Below are 18,473 nucleotides of genomic sequence, written 5' to 3'. Positions count from 1 at the left end.
CGACCGTGCATGCCGTGGCTTGCCGGGCCAGGAATACAACAGCGCGGTCCGGACCGGCACAGAGCCGTCCGGACCGCGCCTGCGAATGCTCAGCTCGCGCGGTTGACCGCGGAAACCACGGCGCGCAACGAGGCGGTGGTGATGGAGGTGGCGATGCCGACACCCCAGACGATCTTGTCGCCGATCGCACATTCCACGTAGGCCGCGGCCTGTGCATCGTCGCCTGCGGACATGGCGTGCTCGGAGTAGTCGAGGACCTCAACGTCGAATCCGACGGTCGCGATCGCGTCGACGAAGGCCGCCAGCGGGCCGTTGCCGGTACCGGTGATCTCCTGCTCGACACCGTCGACCTTGACCGTCGCGGTGATCGCGTCGGTGCCGCCGTCGGTCTCGGATGCGGTGACCTTCTGCTTGATCCGCTCCAGCGGCAGGATCGGGTTCAGGTACTCGGTGGAGAAGACGTCCCACATCTCCTTGGGCGTCACCTCGCCGCCCTCACCGTCGGTGATCTGCTGGATCGCCTGGGAGAACTCGATCTGCAGCCGCCGCGGCAGCGCCAGCCCGTGATCGGTCTTCATGATGTAGGCGACGCCGCCCTTGCCGGACTGCGAGTTGACCCGGATAACCGCTTCGTAGGTGCGCCCGACGTCCTTGGGATCGATCGGCAGGTACGGCACCTCCCAGGTGATGTCGTCGACGTCGGAGTCGGCCGCATCCGCCGCCACCTTCATCGCATCCAGGCCCTTGTTGATGGCGTCCTGATGGCTGCCGGAGAAGGCGGTGTAGACCAGGTCGCCGCCGTAGGGGTGGCGCTCGTGCACGGCCAGCTGGTTGCAGTACTCGACAGTGCGGCGGATCTCGTCGATATCGGAGAAGTTGATCTGCGGGTCGACACCACGGGAGAACAGGTTCATCCCCAGGGTGACCAGGCATACGTTGCCGGTGCGCTCACCGTTGCCGAACAGACAGCCCTCGATGCGGTCGGCGCCGGCCTGGTAGCCCAGCTCGGCGGCCGCGACCGCGGTGCCCCGGTCGTTGTGCGGATGCAGCGACAGCACGATCGAATCGCGACGGGCCAGATTGCGGTGCATCCACTCGATGGAGTCGGCGTAGACGTTGGGTGTGGCCATCTCGACGGTGGCGGGCAGGTTGATGATCAGCGGCCGATCCGGGGTGGGCGCGATGATCTCGGAGACCGCGTCGCACACCTCCTTGGCGTATTCCAGCTCGGTGCCGGTGTAGGACTCCGGGCTGTATTCGTAGCGCCAGGCGGTATCGGGGTGCTTCTTCTCGATCTCCAGGCACAGCGTCGCCGCGTCGGTGGCGATCTTCTTCACGGCCTCGCGATCGGCGCGGAACACCACCCGCCGCTGCAGGATGGAGGTGGAGTTGTAGAAGTGCACGATGACGTTGGGGGCGCCCGAACAGGCCTCGAAGGTGCGCTCGATCAGTTCCGGGCGGCACTGGGTCAGCACCTGGATGCTGACATCGTCGGGGATGGCGCCGTCGGTGATGATCTCGCGGACGAAGTCGAAATCGGTCTGGCTGGCCGAGGGGAAACCGACCTCGATCTCCTTGTAACCCATCCGCACCAGCAGGTCGAACATGCGGCGCTTACGGGCGGGACTCATCGGGTCGATCAGGGCTTGATTGCCGTCGCGCAGGTCGACCGCGCACCAGGCGGGCGCCCGATCGATGACCTTGTCCGGCCAGGTGCGGTCGGGCAGCGTGATCGGCTCGACCTCCTCGGCGAAGGGGCGGTACCGGAAGGTCGCCATGGAGGAGTTCTTCTGCTGGTTCCACGCAGGCTGATCGGCGGGCGCGGGCTTGGTCGGCGCGGTGATGGTGCGCGTGCCGGATACGAAGGCGTCAGCGGGTGACATGCGGTTCTCCGTGGGTGTGGGGGTGTGTTCCCGATAGCGGGTCGACCGGCGCGGCAAAACCCCGCGACGGGAGGCCGGTCCGATCAGACCCCGTCGCGGCGGCCGAGAAGAAGTGCCCGCTGCATGATGCCGGCCAGTTTACCGTGCCCGGATTCGCAGGCAAAAGGCCGGTACCTATAGCGTCCACGACCGAGTGCGCTTGTACGGACCACCGCGGTCCGACGGGACGTGAGGGATGAACACACATGACTTGGCTCGAACAGCTGGCCGTCTTCGGGGCCGGTGTGGCCGCGGGCGGCATCAATACCATCGTCGGCTCCGGAACCCTGATCACCTTTCCGGTGCTGTTGGCCATCGGCTACCCGCCGGTGACGGCGAACGTGTCGAACACCGTCGGGTTGGTGCCCGGCTCGGTGAGCGGAGTGATCGGGTACCGACGTGAGCTCGCGGGCCAGGGCCCTCGGCTGCTGCGGCTCGGGGTGGCCTCGGTGCTCGGCGCGATCACCGGCGCGGTCGCCCTGCTGACCATGCCGGAACAGGCCTTCAAGGCCATCGTTCCGGTATTGATCATCCTCGCGCTGGTGCTGGTCGTGGTGCAGCCGCGGCTGGCGGCATGGGTGAAGAGCCGTCGCGATGCCGATACCGCCCCCGAACACGGCGGGCCGGTGCTGTTCGGCTCGATCTACGCGACCGGTATCTACGGCGGCTATTTCGGCGCGGCGCAGGGCGTGCTGCTGATCGGGCTGCTCGGTGTGTTCGTGCACGACGAGCTACAGCGGCTCAATGCCGTCAAGAACATGCTCGCGCTGTTGGTGAATGCGGTTTCGGCCGCCATTTTCATCGTCGTCGCCGATATCGCCTGGGAAGCCGTCGCATTGATCGCGGCAGGCTCCATCATCGGCGGTCAGCTCGGCGCTCGGGTCGGGCGCACACTGTCACCGGCAGTGCTGCGTGCGGTGATCGTCGTGGTCGGCACGATTGCGGTGGTCCGGCTGCTCACCACGTGACCGATGGTAATGACACGCCCGGCTACGAAGATCTCTATATAGAGAAGGAAGACGACCGTCCCATTGCCCCCCAGCAGGGGTGAAGGAGAACTGTTCAACATTGGCGAATGCCGGTAGTCTTCCTCCGGCCGCGCGCGTGAAAATGGAGGTGGCGGAAGTGGATAGGCGTGCCTTCCTCGAGGCGGTGGGTGCGGCGACATTGCTGGGGGTCCTCGGATCGACGGCCGGTGCGGCCATGGCGGGTGCCGATCCGATCTGGGATGAGCTGTTCCGTGAATGGGTGCCGGAGATCTTCGCGCCGCTGCCGGATCCGGCCGAGCATTCGCCTGCGATCGTCATCGGGTCCGGATTCGGCGCGGCCGTCACGGCCCTGCGACTGGCCAAGGCCGGGATCGGCACCACGGTGCTGGAGCGCGGGTCGCGCTGGCCCAACGATCCGTGGCGGGAGATCTTCACCGGCGACGATCTGCCCGATGGCCGTGGTTTCTGGCATCGCACCTCCTTCACCGGGGTGACGAAGGTGCCGATGCAGTTCGCGAGCTTCGGCGGCGTCCTGGATGTCACCGAATATCCGGGTATCGACGTGTGGCGTGCGGCTGCGGTCGGCGGCGGTTCGGTCGTGTTCACCGGCGCGATGATCGCGCCGGAGCGCAGTCTGTTCGACCATGTCTTCGGCGGCGTCGTCGACTACGGCGAGCTCGATCGCGTCTACTACCCGCGGGCGCGGCAGATGTTGCGCCTGGATGCCATGCCCGCCGATATCTACCAGTCGGCTCCGTTCACCCATTCTCGCGCGTGGGACGATCAGGTCCGCAAGGCCGGGTATCAGGCGCTGCCCAACGATTCGATCTTCAACTGGAACATCCTGCGCGATGAACTGGCCGGACGCAGCAGACCATCGGCCACCGTCGCTCGCAGCAATCTGGGCAACTCCAATGGCGCGAAGTTCGATCTCAACCAGAACTATCTGCGCTACGCCGAGGAGACCGGTCGCTGCGGAATCTTTCCCGGCCATCGGGTCGACGCGATCGCGCAGGAGCCCGGCGGACGATATTCGGTCACGGTGACGAAACTGTCCCCGACCGGGGGTATCGTGCGCACCCGCACCCTGACCTGTGATCAGCTCTTCCTCGGCGCGGGCTCGATCGGCAGCACCGAACTGCTGGTCCGCGCCCAGGCCACCGGCGCCTTGCCCAACCTCAACGAACATATCGGCGCGGGCTGGGGCACCAACGGCGATGTGGTGCTGGCCCGTGGCGCAAGCTCGGTCGCGGGCTTCGGCCAGGGCGTCCCGAGCGCCAGCCGGATATTCGACGACTCCACGGTGCCGCTCACCTTGGAGAACTGGTACATCCCCGGCATTCCGTTCGAAACGGGGGCGCTGGCTTCATTGGGCATGGTGCTCGATCCGACCCGCACCCGAATGGGCTACGACCGCGGTTCCGACTCGGTCGGGCTCACCTGGTCGACCCGCAACCGCGACGAGACGGTGGCCACCGCCCGCGCCGTCGACCAGAAAATCGCCGAACGGGCCGGTGCGCTGGTCGAATACGGCGCCCTCGGCTACGACGCGAATGCGCTGTTCACCGCGCATCCCCTCGGCGGTGCGGTGCTGGGCCTGGCCACCGACGGCTACGGCCGCGTGCACGGTCATCCCGGCCTGTACGTCATGGACGGTGCGGTTATTCCGGGCAGCACCGCAACGGTGAACCCGTCGCTCACGATTACCGCGATCGCCGAACGCAATATCGAAGCCATCATTCGCGCCGGACGGTGACCCGCCGGGGGCGGCGCACCGGAACGAACCGAAAACCAGCACCGAATGCCCGCGCGGTATTACCGTCGGCTGGGTCGTTCGGTATCGAAGGGATCCTCACGTGGCAGTAGCGTCGCCCACCGGTTATGGACTGGACGAGGTGCCCGAGCCGGATGATTTCCCGCGCAAGCCGCCCACACTGTGGACGGACTTCGTGATGCTCGGGCTTGCCATCATCTCGGTGGTGCTGGTCTGCTGGGTCACCTTCTTCGAGGTCTCCGATCAGACCTACCGCACCATTGTGATCGCCGACTTCACCATCTGTGGGGTCTTCGCCATCGAATTCCTCTATCGATGGCGGCGAGCCGGCTGGCCGTGGACCTTCCCGTTCGTCTACTGGTACGAAGTGCTCGGCATGATCCCGGTGACCACCCCGTGGCTACGTGGGTTCCGGCTGCTGCGGATCGTGGTCATCCTGGTGCGGTTGGCCCGCGTGGCCGACCGGGTATTCGGGGACCGGGTCACCGCCGCGGTGATCAACCGCTCGGTCGGGACCCTCGTGGAGACGATCAAACAGCCGGTCACCATGGCCGTGCTGGACGAGGTCGCGCACGCGCTACGGGCGGGCCACTACACCCAGAACATCGCCGCGGCCCTGGAGGAGAACCGCAAAGAACTCGACGACATGATCGTGGAGTTGATCAAGAACGATCCACAAGCCGGGCGGGTGCGCTACCTGCCCTTCCATGACGACATCATCCGGCTCGTCGCCGACACCGTGTTCCGCATCCTGTTCCAGTTCCTCGACGATCCGCGTACCGATGAGCTCGTCTCGGATCTGCTGCGGGAGAACATCGATCAGATTCGTGACGCGTTGCGCAACGGTGTGAAGGTGCCGCCGTCGGCCTACGGCCCGACGCCACTGGAACACACCGTGCGCCACCGCTTCCCGCTCTGAGCGCGACGGGCCGGAACCGGCTTATTCGGTGACGGCGTGCCGGATCTGATCCCGCGCACCCGCATGGCGGACGGTTTCCCAGCTGATCAGCCCGGCGAGCACGACGAACAGCATTGTCAGCGCGGCAAGGGCCGGTAGCACGGAGGCCAGCGGAGCCAGGGCGACGAGCACGACCACCGTGACGATCCTGGCGACGGACAGATTGCCGGTCCCATACTGCTTGAAGCCGACCAGCCCGACGAGATAGATCGCCACACCGCCGTACAGCGCGCCGAGCGGAATCCCGTACAGAGCGTCGCTGAGGTTGTGATCGGATTCGTCACCGACGTAGTACAGCACCTTCTTCAACCCGAGCGACAGCCCGATGATCCCGGCAATCATCGGGAAATGCCAGTACATGTAACACATTTGGGCGATCTTGATCTGTCGTGCCCCGGTGGCCCGCTGTAGCGCGTGTTCCACCGACAGCGCGGCGACATCGAAATACGCCCACCACAGCAGGCCGGAGATGGCCAGGCCGAGCATCGACGCGAGCGTGATCGGCCAGGAGATGGGCAGCCCGGAGACCCCGATGCCGATGGAGACGATGGATTCGCCCAGCGCGACGATGATGATCAGCCCGTATCGCTCGGAATAATGGCTGGCGGAAGCGAGTCGCCATTCGCTGCCCGCGAACCGCGTCCACACCCAGTCGCCCGCGATCGCGGCGATCCAGAGGGCGATCTGTACGCGGCCTTCGGTGAGGGCCGCGACCACGAGCAATGTGGTGCCGAGGGTGATCGAACCGATCGCCCAGCGCAGGATCTGCCCGCGCAGCTGCGTATCGCCCGCACTCGCCAGCCACATCATGACGAGGTGGACCAGGCGCACGACCATATAGGCGATGGCGAACACCAGCGGCCCGAACCAGCCGCCCTCCAGGTCGTCGAAGGCCTCGGGGATGGTGAGGGCGGCGATGAACCCACCGCCCATCGCGACGAACATGGCGACCCTGGCGATGCCCTCGTCCGCCCGGACCAGATTGCCCAGCCAGGAGTAGGCGATCCACAGCCACCACATCAGGGCGAGGCAGAGCAGCGCGCGTAGCAGGTTCTTCGCCGTGGTTTCCTCGGCCGCGAGGTCGGTGACCATCGTGAACGCGAAGACCAGGACCAGGTCGAAGAACAGTTCGAGCTGTGTCACCGAGGCGCCCTCGGCCATCGGCTGCAGCCGAGCTCGTTTGGATCCGATCATGGATGACATCGTGGCAGCCCAGTGCCTGCCACGCCCGCTGGACGGGCGGGCTCAGCCATTACGCGGTTTGAAACGACTCTGTTTCGGGAAATCGTTCCGCGAATTCGATAAACGTCTGCACCATCGCCTCGTTCGCGCGGCGCACGGTGCGCTTGAGCAGGAAGCCGGGAACGGGAATGGGCAGGTACAGCTCGGTGTGGTACCAGATGTGGGTGCCCTCGTCGGTTTCGGTCACCTCGAAGAAGCCGCCGCCCTTGACCCCGCGGGTGCTGTCGACGACCTCCCATGAGGAGCGGTCGACGTCCCAGTCGTATTCGAGGACCTGCAGATCGTTGCTGCCCATCATCTCCGCCTTGACGAAGACCCGGCGCGGCCTGCCCTCATCGTCACGAGTGGCGACGCGCGCATCGGTGTAGGCCGACGACCAATCCGGGAGCATTTCAACCGCGGCCAATGCATCCATGACCTGCGCGGGGTCGGTGTCGACGACGAATCGGATATCGGTCTTCGTACGCATGTCTTACCTCCGCACCCCCGCATTACCAACGCGCCGATTGTGCCCAGCGGCACAGTGATCGTCAACACTGTGCCTACGGTTCCGTAGGTAGCTATACGGTTGGCCGGCGGTCGATGCGGACCTGCGTCGTGACCGAAATGTGAGGATCAGTTCGGGCCTGGCGGCTCCACCGTCGCGTCGGGTCCGGGGTACACCAGCGACTCGTGTCCGTCCTCGAAACGCACGATATACGGGGGTGAACCGTCGGGCCCGCGCACCTCGACGATCTCGCCGAGATGATCATGGTCGCCCACGATGTGACCGTGCACATGGAGCCGATCTCCGACGTTCGCCATCATGGCTCCCATTATCGGGGACCGTGGTGCACATCACAACCCGCCGCTGTGTGCTATGGCTCGTGCGACGGCCGTCTCGATCAGATGGCGGCTCTGCTCCGCGGTGAAGATGTCGGGCAGGGTGAGGCGGTCCACGATCAACCAGTTCAGGGCCAGGTACAGCAGCAATACCGTGTCCTCGTCGCCCGGCATGCCGGAGTCGATGTGGTTGCGGACGTTGTATTCGATATCGGCTCGGACCCGTTCGGTGAGGACGGTGCGCAATTCCGGCCGCCGGGTCGCCTCGAGGCGTAGTTCCAGCAGCGCGAGGTAGCCGGTGCGGAAGGTTTCGAGGCGGTCGACCACGTCGGTCATCAGCTCGGTGATCGTCTCTGTGGTTTTCGGGCCGCCGAGCTTGGCCATCATCGCCGGGCTCGGTTCCAGCCGCTCGTAGAACCGGCTGCCGGTCTGGGTCATCAGGTCGTCGCGGTTGGCGAAATAGTTCGAGGCGGTTCCCGCGGGCACGCACGCTTCCTTGTCCACTGCGCGAAAGGTCAGCCCGCGCGCGCCCTCGCGGGCGAGCACTTCGATGGCTGCGTCGACCAGCGCCTGCCGACGTTCGGGGTTGGTCCGCACTTGACACCACTCCATTCGTAGTACTATGTTGAAAACACTACAGACAGAGTACAACACATCGGGTGGTGCATATGCGAAAGCTTGTTTACTACGTCGCCGTCTCCTTGGACGGATACATCGCGGGCCCCGGCGGCGAGTTCGACTTCTATCCGGGCACCGATGACTACACCGAATGGATGTGCGCACAGTTTCCGGACGCGATACCGAGTGATATCCGGCCGCACATCGGGATGCCGGTGGACGCGCCGAGCAAGCACTGGGGTGCGGTGCTGATGGGGCGCGGCACCTACGAACTCGGGGTCGGAAACCCGTTTCCACACCTGAAGCAGTACGTCATCTCCAGCACCCTCGAGGGCGCCGATCCGGCGGTAGAGGTGGTGCCCGGTGACCCTGTCGGCCTGGTTCGGGAGCTGAAGCGAGCCGACGGCCTCGACATCTGGCTCTGTGGCGGCGGCAAGCTCGCCGGCGCTCTGCTCGGCGAGATCGATGAGCTGATCATCAAGAGCTACCCCGTCGTCGCCGGCGCGGGCATTCCCGCCTTCGCCGGTGCCTTCAACCCGACGCTGTTCGCCCCGGTTCAGCGTAAAGAGTTCGACGGTGGCAACCAGGTCACCTGGTACTCGCGCGCCTGAACTGCCGCCAACTCGTACAACAGAAAGCAGGACACCCATGCGAAAGCTCGTCTACTACGTCGGCATGACCCTCGACGGCTACATCGCCGGCCCGGACGGCGGCATCGAATTCTTCCCCCTCGCGCCGGACTTCAAGGAATGGATCGCCGCCGACTACCCGGAGACCCTGCCGACGCACGCCCAGCCGCATTTCGGCGTAGCGGCAGGCACGCCCAACAAGAACTTCGACACCCTGGTGATGGGCCGTGGCACCTACGACCCCGGTCTGGCCGTCGGTATCACCAGCCCGTATGGGCATATGCGCCAGTACGTCGTGTCCACCACGATTGGGCAGATCGAGGACCCCGGCGTCGAGCTGGTGGAATCCGATCCGGTGGGTCTGGTTCGCCGGTTGAAGCAGGAGGACGGCATGGACATCTGGCTGGCCGGTGGAGGCAAGCTCGCGGGTGCGCTCCTCGACGAGATCGACGAACTCGTCATCAAGAGCTATCCGGTATCGGCGGGCGACGGTATCCGCGCGTTCGACGGCCCGTTCCGGCCGACGCTGTTCACTCCGAGCAAGCGTCGCGAGTTCAGCAACGGCACGCAGGTCACCTGGCTCACCAGGTCCTGACCTCGACTCGGGAAGAGGTCGGTCACCGGCGGCAATAGCCCGTCGGCATCGATCTCAAACGAGATCCGGTGCCGTTGTGTCCTTTTGCACAGGCTCGGAGGTAGCCCCGAAATGCCTGGATCCGGGCCGGTACGCTGAAGCACTGGAATCAGCTTGTTTGTCGATCTGGGAGGAGCCTGACGTGGCTCTTGTTGTTCAGAAGTACGGAGGATCGTCGGTCTCCTCGGCCGAGCGTATCCGGCGCGTCGCTGAACGGATCGTCGAAACGAAGAAGCAGGGGCACGAGGTGGTCGTGGTCTGCTCGGCGATGGGCGATACCACCGACGAGCTACTGGATCTAGCCCAGCAGGTATCGCCGGAGCCGCCGGCGCGTGAGATGGACATGCTACTCACCTCGGGCGAGCGCATCTCCAACGCACTGGTCGCCATGGCGATCCACAGTCTCGGCGAACAGGCACGCTCGTTCACCGGCTCTCAGGCAGGCGTCATCACCACCGGCGCGCACGGCAAGGCCAAGATCATCGACGTCACGCCCGGCAGGCTCAGGGAAGCGCTCGACGAGGGCCTCATCGTGCTCGTCGCGGGCTTCCAGGGCGTGAGCCAGGACAGCAAGGACGTCACCACCCTCGGGCGCGGCGGCTCCGATACCACCGCCGTCGCGCTGGCCGCGGCGCTGAAGGCCGATGTCTGCGAGATCTACACCGACGTGGACGGTGTGTTCACCGCCGACCCGCGGATCGTCTCGGACGCGCAGAAACTCGAGCAGGTCTCCTACGAGGAGATGCTGGAGATGGCCGCGTGCGGGTCGAAAGTCTTGATGCTGCGCTGTGTGGAGTACGCGCGGCGCTACAACGTGCCCGTCCATGTGCGCTCGTCGTACACCGACAAGGTGGGCACCACCGTTTACGGATCGATGGAGGACATCCCGATGGAGCAGGCAATCCTGACCGGCGTTGCGCATGATCGCAGCGAGGCCAAGGTGACTGTCGTCGGCCTGCCGGACGAACCGGGCTACGCCGCCAAGGTGTTCCGGGCGGTCGCCGACGCGGAAATCAATATCGACATGGTGCTGCAGAACGTCTCCGAGGTGGAGACGGGCAAGACCGACATCACCTTCACCCTGCCCAAGAGCGAACTCGTCCGCGCGGTGCAGATCCTCGCCGAACGCAAGGCCGAGATCGGCTTCGCGGAGGTGCGCTTCGATGAGAACATCGGCAAGGTCTCGCTGGTCGGCGCGGGGATGAAGAGCCACCCGGGCGTCACAGCGACATTCTGCGAGTCTTTGGCCGACGCCGGAGTGAACATCGATCTGATCTCGACCTCGGAGATCCGTATTTCCGTGCTGGTCGCGGAATCACAGCTGGATGAGGCGGTCAAGGTGCTGCACCGCGCCTTCGACCTCGGCGGTGACGAGGTCGCCGTCGTTCATGCCGGAACGGGGCGATAAGTCATGGGTGTACGGGTAGGAGTCGTCGGCGCGACCGGTCAGGTCGGCGCCGTCATGCGCGCACTGCTGGAGGAGCGGAACTTCCCGGCCGACGAGGTGCGTTTCTTCGCCTCGGCCAGGTCCGCGGGCAAGAAGCTGCCCTGGCGTGGTGGCGAGATCGTGGTGGAAGACACCGAGACCGCAGATCCGTCCGGGCTCGATATCGCGCTGTTCTCCGCCGGCGCCACGATGTCGCGAGTGCAGGCACCGCGATTCGCCGCCGCCGGGGTGACCGTCATCGACAATTCCTCGGCGTGGCGCAAGGACCCCGATGTCCCGCTGGTGGTCAGCGAGGTGAACCCGGAACAGACCCGCAATCTGGTCAAGGGCATCATCGCCAACCCCAACTGCACCACCATGGCCGCGATGCCGGTGCTCAAGCCGCTGCACGAGATCGCCGGGCTGCGCAGGCTCATCGTCTCCAGCTACCAGGCGGTGTCCGGTAGTGGTCTTGCCGGTGTGGAGGAGCTGGCCTCGCAGGCCCGCGCCGTGATCGACGACGCCGAGAAGCTCACCCACGACGGCAGTGCGGTCGAGTTCCCCGCGCCGAACAAGTACGTCGCGCCGATCGCGTTCAATGTGCTGCCGCTGGCAGGCTCGCTGGTCGACGACGGCTCCGGCGAGACCGATGAAGATCAGAAGCTGCGCAACGAGAGCCGCAAGATCCTCGGCATCCCCGACCTCGCGGTCAGCGGCACCTGCGTACGCGTCCCCGTGTTCACCGGACACTCGCTGTCGGTGAACGCCGAGTTCGCCGAACCGCTGTCGGTGGCGCAGGCGCAGGAGATCCTGGCCAAGGCGCCCGGCGTCAAGCTTGTCGATGTCCCCACCCCGTTGCAGGCAGCGGGCAATGACGAATCGCTCGTCGGCCGGATCCGGCAGGATCCCGGCGTGCCGGACGGCCGTGGGCTCGCCCTGTTCATCTCGGGTGACAACCTGCGTAAGGGCGCCGCGCTCAACACCATTCAGATCGCGGAGGTCCTGCTCGCCGACCGCTGAGCGGACGGCACCGAACCACAGAGCCCGGCCCCCCTGCTGATGAGGCAGCGGGGCCGCGCTCTTGTCGTCAGTGGATGCCCGGTGTGCGCGGGTCGGGCCCGAGGCACGCGAGGATCGCGCATCCCGGTGGCGCATCGCTGAACGGCGGACGCAGCGGCTGGTTCAGACAAGCGAAGACATTGCAGCCCGGATACGCCGACGGCCCGACGCCGACGATGGCGAGCAGGATGTCGGTGTCGATGAAGGCATTCGGGTCAAGCGTCAACGGTGGCTCGACATACGGGCCGGGATCGGCCACCGGCGGTTCGTCGAAGGCGGCGAACAGCCTGCGGAAGAACTCGTGCGGCAGTTCGGCCATATTCTGGATGACGCCGGACGGTCCGTACGCGCTGACGTTTCCGAACATCCCGGTCCACACCACCGTCAGGTCCTGGCTGGGGAACACGAATACGTTCTGCATGCCCATGCCCGCCATGGAGTACATGTCCGGCGGAAGGAAGCTCGCGTTCTCCGCGCAGGCGGGGCCGAGCCAGAACAGGTAGCCGTAGCAGTGATTGGTCGCCGATGGGGACCTGGCCTTGTCCAGGTAGCTCTGTGACACGAGTTGTGTTGTGCCCCAGCGTCCGTTGTTGGCTACCAGCAGGCCGAGCTTGGACAGGTCGTTCGGCGGGATCATCAGATGCGCGTAGCCGTAGGTGTGGCCGGACCTGTCGCGAGCCCAGTAGTAATCGCTGGGTGCGATCCCGAGTGGATCGAACAATTCGCGCTGCGCGAACTGCTGGAGTGGCTCGCCGACGGCCAGTTCGATCACATACGACAGTAGATCGACATTGCGCTGGCTGTAGCTGAATACCGTGCCCGGTTCGTGGTCGAGCGGTACCCCGAGCGCTTGCACCGCGCTGCTCGGATCGAGCGGAATCACGCCGGTGATGCCTTCGGTGACCACCCCTACCCGCATCCCCGACGATTCCGTCAGCAGATTCTCCACGGTGATGGCGCGGCGCTGTCGGTCGCCGAGCTCCGGCGGCAGGTACTGCCCGATCGGTGCCGTGATCTCGAGCTTTCCTTGGTCCGAGGCGATTCCGGCGAGTAGTGAGACGATGCTCTTGGTGACGCTCCAGACGTTCCACGCGACATTGCCGGTCTGGTCATTGGTCGGTCCCTCGCCGATGAGGCAGTTGTGCCGGAAGACCTGAACGTTCAACCGGTTCCGGGTGCTCGCGAAGGTCAATGCGTCGGCCAGTCGTTGCGAATTCAGCCCGACCGCTTCGGGTTCGGCCCGTTCGGGTTCCCGTCCGGACTGCACGGAGCATTCCGCCGACGTCGCGGTGGCGGCCGGTGCCGCTCCCGCGGACGCGGCGAATACGTGCCCCGCAACCAGTGCAACCGCCGTGACCCCTACGAGGAGTCCACCGAAACGCCCCATGTGGATCAGATTAACGCCCGCGCCTGTACCGGGTCGGTATATGCGAAACGCCGCCAGGTCGGGGGACCTGGCGGCGTCGAGTCGCCCGGCGCCACGCCGGCGCCACGACTCTCGCGTCGACATCCGGCAAGCGCCTCTCGGCGAGTGGTCGCTCGTAGCGACAGATGGGGTGAGGCCCGGGGCTGCTCGGACATCGACAGCGGGTATCAACGAGCGTCGATCTGGAACTATTCCGGCACCCAGATGTAACGGGCATCACTACACTGGGGCGCGCGAAGTCACTCGGCAATCCACCAGTTATTTTCTTGACTAATTCCAGAAAAGGTGGAAACTCGAAGTATGCACACCGACAGCACCGATCCCCGCGAGCAGTTGCGGGCGGCCGGTCTGCGGGTCACCGCCCCGCGGGTGGCGGTGCTCGACGCGGTCGCGGCTCGACCGCATTCCGACGCCGACACCGTCGCTGTCACCGTCCGTGAACAGCTGGGCTCGGTCTCCACCCAGGCCGTCTACGACGTGCAGCATGCCTGCGTTCGAGCAGGCATCCTGCGGCGCATCGAGCCGGCCGGGTCGGCGGCGCTCTACGAGGCCAGGGCCGGGGACAACCATCACCACCTGGTGTGCAGAAACTGCGGCACGGTCGTGGACGTGGACTGTGTCGCAGGCAGCGCCCCCTGCCTGCAACCCGACGACGAACACGGTTTCGCCATCGATGAGGCGGAGGTCGTTTTCTGGGGCCTGTGCCCGAACTGCCGTCCGGACCGACGGCCGACACCCTGACAGTCCCGGGGCAGCCCATCCCGGGTCCGTTGACCAGCCGAGGAGGCTTATATGACCAAGCCGACAACCACCAACACCGGCATTCCCGTCGAAAGCGACAACGAATCGCTGACCGCGGGCACCCAAGGCCCCGTCCTGCTGCACGACCACTACCTGATCGAGAAGCTCGCGCAGTTCAACCGGGAGCGGGTGCCGGAGCGCATCGTGCACGCCAAGGGCTCGGGCGCGTACGGCGAGCTGGTGGTGACCAACCCGGAGATCGCGAAGTACACCAAGGCCAAGCTGTTCCAGCCCGGCGCGCGCACCGAATCGCTGGTGCGGTTCTCCACTGTCGCCGGTGAGCAGGGCAGCCCCGACACCTGGCGTGACCCACGGGGTTTCGCGATCAAGTTCTACACCGAGGACGGCAATTACGACCTCGTCGGCAACAACACCCCGGTCTTCTTCATCAAGGACGCCATCAAGTTCCCTGACTTCATCCGCTCGCAGAAGCGGCTGCCCGGCTCCGGCCTGCGCGACCACAACATGCAATGGGATTTCTGGACCCTGCGCCCGGAGTCGGCGCATCAGGTCACCTGGCTGATGGGCGATCGTGGCCTGCCCAAGAGCTACCGCCATATGAACGGCTACGGCTCGCACACCTATCAGTGGATCAATGCCGAGGGTGAGCGGGTCTGGGTGAAGTACCACTTCCGCACCGATCAGGGTCAGGAATTCCTGACCCAGGCCGAGGCCGATCGGCTCGCGGGCACCGACCCGGACCTGCACCGCCAGGATCTCTGGGATGCCATCGAGCGCGGTGATTTCCCGAGCTGGACGGTCTATGTGCAGATCATGCCGGTCGCCGAGGCCGCGAACTATCGGTTCAACCCGTTCGATCTCACCAAGGTCTGGTCCAAGAAGGACTACCCGCTGATCGAGGTCGGCAAGTGGACGCTCAACCGCAACCCGCGCAACTTCTTCGTCGAGATCGAGCAGGCCGCGTTCGAACCGTCCAATATCGTGCCGGGTATCGGTTTCTCACCGGACAAGATGCTGCTCGGGCGGGTGTTCTCCTATGCAGATGCCCATCGCTACCGCATCGGCACCAACTACGCGCAGTTGCCGCCGAACGCGGCGCGCGCCGCGGAGGTCAACACCTACTCCAAGGAAGGCGCGATGCGGTACGACTTCAACGCGCCGGAGGTTCCGGTGTACGCACCGAACTCCTACGGCGGGCCGCACGCCGATCCGGAACTCGCCGGTGACGGCGGCCTGTGGGAATTCGATGGCAAGGCGGTGCGCGCGGGCTACGTCCAGCACGCCGAGGACGGCGATTTCACCCAGCCGGGCACCCTGGTCCGTGAGGTGCTCGACGACGAGCAGCGCGACCGGCTGGTGAGCAATATCGTGGGCCATGTGCTCGGCGGTGTACAGGAGCCGGTGCTGAGCCGGGTCTTCGAGTACTGGAAGAACGTCGACACCGATCTGGGCAAGCGCGTCGAGGAAGGCGTGCGCGCCGGCCTCAACGGCAACGCCTGATACGTCAATGAGGGATGCCCCCGAGCCTCGATGGCCGGGGGCATCACCCTTTTCCGGGTTATGGCATCGACTCAGCAACCCGTCGGTGAGCCGCCGTGCGTTGTCGCGATCCGGCGGTGCATGCCCGAGCAATAAGCATGCAGGGGAGGCTTCCGCCGCCGCTCAGCGGTTCCCGGCGGCGGGGTCGATTCCGTTCAGGATCAAACCGAGTTCGTGGGCGAAGGATTCGTCGCGGGATTTGGCCGACCAGGCCGGATCCTGCGACGAGGTGTAGCGCTTGTGTACCGTCGGATAGGGCCGTGCGGCGGCTTCGGCGGCCGGGAAAACCCTGCGCATCCATTCCTCCTCATCGACACCGCTGCGCGCGATCACCACCACGGACGCGGCCTCGGCGAGCGCATTGCCGAGGACATAGGAGAAGACCACATTCATGGCGTGATCGGCCCCGGCCATATCGAATCCGGCCGCCTCGAACGTCTCGAGCACCGAGTCCGAGACCCGCATCATGTTGGGTCCGAGGTACACCGTGCCGATCTCGCCGAGCACCGACGCGAGCCACGGATGGCGCAGAATCGTCGCCCGTAGCTCCTTGGCGAGCTCCATGGTCGCCGAACGCCATTGGCTCGGATCCGGCACCGTCATCGTCGGTAGTTCGCCGAGCACCTCATCGGTGACCAGCTCGATCAGTTCGCCCTTGTTGGCGACGTGGGTGTACAGCGATGTCGCCCCGGCATTGAGCTTGGCGCCGAGCTTGCGCATGCTCAACGCCGCCACGCCCTCCGCGTCCAGCAGCGCGACCGCCTCGGCCACGATCTGCTCGCGACTCAGCGCCGGTTGATCGCGCCGCCGACGCTGCGGGCGGGTCCAGACCGACTGGATCTCTTGTTCCTCGACGGCCACACAGCCTCCTCTGTCGCTCGTCATCCGCGCCGCTGGCTCATCCTGATCGTGCTGTGCCTGAGCACGTTGGTGCTGGTCGTCGACAATATGGTGCTCAATGTGGCGGTCCCGCAGATCGCCACCGACCTGGACGCCGACGCGCAGGACATCCAGTGGATCATCGACTCCTACATCCTGGTGTTCGCCGGTCTGCTGCTGACCTCGGGCAGCATGTCCGACCGTTACGGCCGCCGCCTCGTCATGGTCGTCGGCTTGATCCTGTTCGGGGCGGCCTCGGTGCTCGCCGCCTTCGTCACGAATCCGGAACTGCTGATCGCGGGCCGAGTCGTCATGGGCATCGGTGGTGCGCTGATCATGCCGAGCACCCTGTCGATCCTGATCACCGTCTTCGATGAAGCCGAACGTCCTCGTGCGATCGCGGCGTGGAGCGCGGTGTCGGTGGTGGGTATGGTCGGCGGTCCGGTGCTCGGCGGCGTGCTGCTCGATCACTTCTGGTGGGGTTCGGTATTCATCCTGAACGTGCCGATCGTGGTGCTGGCCATCATCGCCGCGCTGGCTCTGATGCCGGAATCGGCTCCGGACGATGCCCGCGAGTCGATCACCGATGCGCTCGCAGTGGCCCTGAACACCGGCGATACCGGGCTGGCGGTGGCGGCGCGAGAAGCCTTCACCTCGGCGATGTCGACGACATTCGTGGCCGGGGCCTGCGCGGTGGTCGGCGCGGCCTTCCTGTCGCTGATGCTGATGCGGGACCGCAAACAAGACGGTGCGGAGGTGGAGGAGGCCGACCAGGCGGGAACCGACGAGGTGCTGGCCCGCTGACCGACCCGTCTTCGAAAAGCATTCCGCCCCTGACCATTCCGGTCAGGGGCGGATCTTTCTGTCCAGCGGGTACCGCGAGGTCGCTAAAGCAGCCCGAACCAGTACATCACGCAGGCCAGCATCCACACGACCACGGTTTCCATCGATGCTCCCAATCTCCTTGCCGCACTTACTTCCATCATGGCGCGAATCGGGCACCCGCGCCGCAAACTGGTCCAGTTTCGCTGAGCCGAGTCGGTCTACCTGGGATTTCGGTGCTGCAAGTTCTTCTTAAGGGCGCGCCAAGCCGGGGGCGGCATTGTTTGTGTCAACACCGGAACACACCGGAAGAACAGACCGAGACCCCGAACAGGACGTAACGACGATGATCGGCAAGCTGACCACCGCCTTCGCTCTCGCCACCACGACCACCGCCCTCGTTCTCGGTGCGGGCACCGCTTCGGCCGCCACCGAAGGCAACCCGGGCGCGGCCGTCACCGGCCAGGCCACCTGCACCCACAAGAACGACAAGATCCGGATCGAGATCGACTCGCCGGTCGTCTATGCCCAGTCCGGCTACCTGCCGGGTGAGAACCAGCAGATCCGCTACCGCACGGTGATCATCGACGCCGCCCAGGGCACCCTCGCCGGCGCCGGGGAGTGGGAGACCGGTAAGGCCACCGACACCAAGCCCGCCGATATGGATGACACCAAGATGGACGTCCTGCGCAACGACCCCAACGGCTACCTGGTCATCCAGGAGGTCGAGTGGCTCGCGCCGGACGGCGAGAACCCGGTCGCCAAGACCGACTTGCCCGCGACCAGCTACCTGATCAAGGACGGTCGCACCGAGCTCGGCACCTTCGACTACTGCCAGTAGCCGCAAGGTCCGAAAACTGGGGGACGGTGATCGGGCCGGGGAGGGCTCGACACCGGACCGGCAGCGCGCGCCACTGGGGAGGGGCGAAACGTTGCCGGCACCGGACCGGGGAGATCCGGTGCCACCGGGGC

Annotated in this window: 18 protein-coding genes; 11 read left to right on the top strand and 7 right to left on the bottom strand. The window is 65.7% G+C overall.

What is annotated here, in order from left to right; translation table 11 throughout:
* Positions 1-89: 89 nt before the first annotated feature.
* Positions 90-1,883, bottom strand: a complete 1,794-nt coding sequence (gene leuA, locus GV792_RS28165; protein ID WP_163828025.1) for a 2-isopropylmalate synthase — start codon at positions 1,881-1,883, stop codon at positions 90-92.
* 245 nt (positions 1,884-2,128) lie between these two features.
* Here leuA and GV792_RS28160 point away from each other — a divergent pair, with 245 nt between their 5' ends.
* The 3 genes from GV792_RS28160 (at position 2,129) to GV792_RS28150 (ending at position 5,604) form a co-directional block, all read left to right on the top strand.
* On the top strand, positions 2,129-2,890 hold the full coding sequence (locus tag GV792_RS28160) for a sulfite exporter TauE/SafE family protein (protein ID WP_163828024.1): 762 nt from the start codon (positions 2,129-2,131) through the stop codon (positions 2,888-2,890).
* A 157-nt stretch (positions 2,891-3,047) separates the two neighbouring features.
* A complete protein-coding gene (locus GV792_RS28155) occupies positions 3,048-4,667 on the top strand; it encodes a GMC oxidoreductase (protein WP_163828023.1) in 1,620 nt (539 codons plus the stop codon).
* Between the two features lie 100 nt (positions 4,668-4,767).
* A complete protein-coding gene (locus GV792_RS28150; protein WP_163828022.1) occupies positions 4,768-5,604 on the top strand; it encodes an ion transporter in 837 nt (278 codons plus the stop codon).
* Positions 5,605-5,625: 21 nt separating this feature from the next.
* On the opposite strand, the gene GV792_RS28145 is transcribed toward GV792_RS28150, so the two are convergent.
* From GV792_RS28145 to GV792_RS28130, 4 genes are all read right to left on the bottom strand, one after another.
* Positions 5,626-6,837, bottom strand: a complete 1,212-nt coding sequence (locus GV792_RS28145; protein ID WP_163828021.1) for a low temperature requirement protein A — start codon at positions 6,835-6,837, stop codon at positions 5,626-5,628.
* Between the two features lie 58 nt (positions 6,838-6,895).
* Positions 6,896-7,354, bottom strand: a complete 459-nt coding sequence (locus tag GV792_RS28140) for an SRPBCC family protein (RefSeq protein WP_163828020.1) — start codon at positions 7,352-7,354, stop codon at positions 6,896-6,898.
* A gap of 146 nt (positions 7,355-7,500) precedes the next feature.
* Positions 7,501-7,692 carry a DUF1918 domain-containing protein gene (locus GV792_RS28135; RefSeq protein ID WP_163828019.1) on the bottom strand — a complete coding sequence of 64 codons (192 nt, stop codon included), beginning with the start codon at positions 7,690-7,692 and terminating at the stop codon, positions 7,501-7,503.
* A 30-nt stretch (positions 7,693-7,722) separates the two neighbouring features.
* On the bottom strand, positions 7,723-8,319 hold the full coding sequence (locus GV792_RS28130; protein WP_163828018.1) for a TetR/AcrR family transcriptional regulator: 597 nt from the start codon (positions 8,317-8,319) through the stop codon (positions 7,723-7,725).
* A gap of 56 nt (positions 8,320-8,375) precedes the next feature.
* Between GV792_RS28130 and GV792_RS28125 the strand changes: the two genes are divergently transcribed.
* From GV792_RS28125 to GV792_RS28110, 4 genes are all read left to right on the top strand, one after another.
* On the top strand, positions 8,376-8,936 hold the full coding sequence (locus tag GV792_RS28125) for a dihydrofolate reductase family protein (RefSeq protein ID WP_163828017.1): 561 nt from the start codon (positions 8,376-8,378) through the stop codon (positions 8,934-8,936).
* Between the two features lie 37 nt (positions 8,937-8,973).
* Complete coding sequence (locus GV792_RS28120) at positions 8,974-9,549, top strand: dihydrofolate reductase family protein (RefSeq protein ID WP_163828016.1); 576 nt, start codon at positions 8,974-8,976, stop codon at positions 9,547-9,549.
* A gap of 181 nt (positions 9,550-9,730) precedes the next feature.
* Positions 9,731-10,996: an aspartate kinase gene (locus tag GV792_RS28115; RefSeq protein ID WP_163828015.1), complete on the top strand. Its 1,266-nt coding sequence runs from the start codon at positions 9,731-9,733 to the stop codon at positions 10,994-10,996.
* Positions 10,997-10,999: 3 nt separating this feature from the next.
* Positions 11,000-12,034 (top strand): aspartate-semialdehyde dehydrogenase, encoded by a 1,035-nt coding sequence (locus GV792_RS28110; RefSeq protein ID WP_163828014.1) that lies wholly within the window; start codon positions 11,000-11,002, stop codon positions 12,032-12,034.
* A 67-nt stretch (positions 12,035-12,101) separates the two neighbouring features.
* On the opposite strand, the gene GV792_RS28105 is transcribed toward GV792_RS28110, so the two are convergent.
* The gene (locus GV792_RS28105) at positions 12,102-13,460 is read right to left on the bottom strand and encodes a serine hydrolase domain-containing protein (RefSeq protein ID WP_163828013.1); all 1,359 of its coding nucleotides are present in this window, start codon (positions 13,458-13,460) and stop codon (positions 12,102-12,104) included.
* A 339-nt stretch (positions 13,461-13,799) separates the two neighbouring features.
* Here GV792_RS28105 and GV792_RS28100 point away from each other — a divergent pair, with 339 nt between their 5' ends.
* Complete coding sequence (locus GV792_RS28100) at positions 13,800-14,240, top strand: Fur family transcriptional regulator (RefSeq protein WP_163828012.1); 441 nt, start codon at positions 13,800-13,802, stop codon at positions 14,238-14,240.
* Between the two features lie 51 nt (positions 14,241-14,291).
* Entirely contained in the window at positions 14,292-15,761 is a 1,470-nt protein-coding gene (locus GV792_RS28095; protein ID WP_163828011.1) for a catalase, read from the top strand.
* 162 nt (positions 15,762-15,923) lie between these two features.
* On the opposite strand, the gene GV792_RS28090 is transcribed toward GV792_RS28095, so the two are convergent.
* Complete coding sequence (locus tag GV792_RS28090; RefSeq protein WP_309138697.1) at positions 15,924-16,661, bottom strand: TetR/AcrR family transcriptional regulator; 738 nt, start codon at positions 16,659-16,661, stop codon at positions 15,924-15,926.
* On the opposite strand from GV792_RS28090, the gene GV792_RS28085 reads away from it, so the two are divergent.
* Both GV792_RS28085 and GV792_RS28080 read left to right on the top strand, forming a co-directional pair.
* The gene (locus GV792_RS28085) at positions 16,644-17,483 is read left to right on the top strand and encodes an MFS transporter (RefSeq protein ID WP_163828009.1); all 840 of its coding nucleotides are present in this window, start codon (positions 16,644-16,646) and stop codon (positions 17,481-17,483) included. The two genes, GV792_RS28090 and GV792_RS28085, sit on opposite strands and share 18 nt — an antisense overlap.
* 364 nt (positions 17,484-17,847) lie before the next feature.
* Positions 17,848-18,342 (top strand): hypothetical protein, encoded by a 495-nt coding sequence (locus GV792_RS28080; RefSeq protein WP_163828008.1) that lies wholly within the window; start codon positions 17,848-17,850, stop codon positions 18,340-18,342.
* The last annotated feature ends 131 nt before the right edge of the window (positions 18,343-18,473 follow it).

This window comes from Nocardia cyriacigeorgica (genome assembly GCF_010868145.1).
In the GTDB taxonomy this organism is placed as follows: Bacteria; Actinomycetota; Actinomycetes; order Mycobacteriales; family Mycobacteriaceae; genus Nocardia; species Nocardia cyriacigeorgica_D.
The sequence above is the reverse complement of the archived record's forward strand: the minus strand, read 5'-3'. Positions and strand labels throughout refer to the sequence as shown.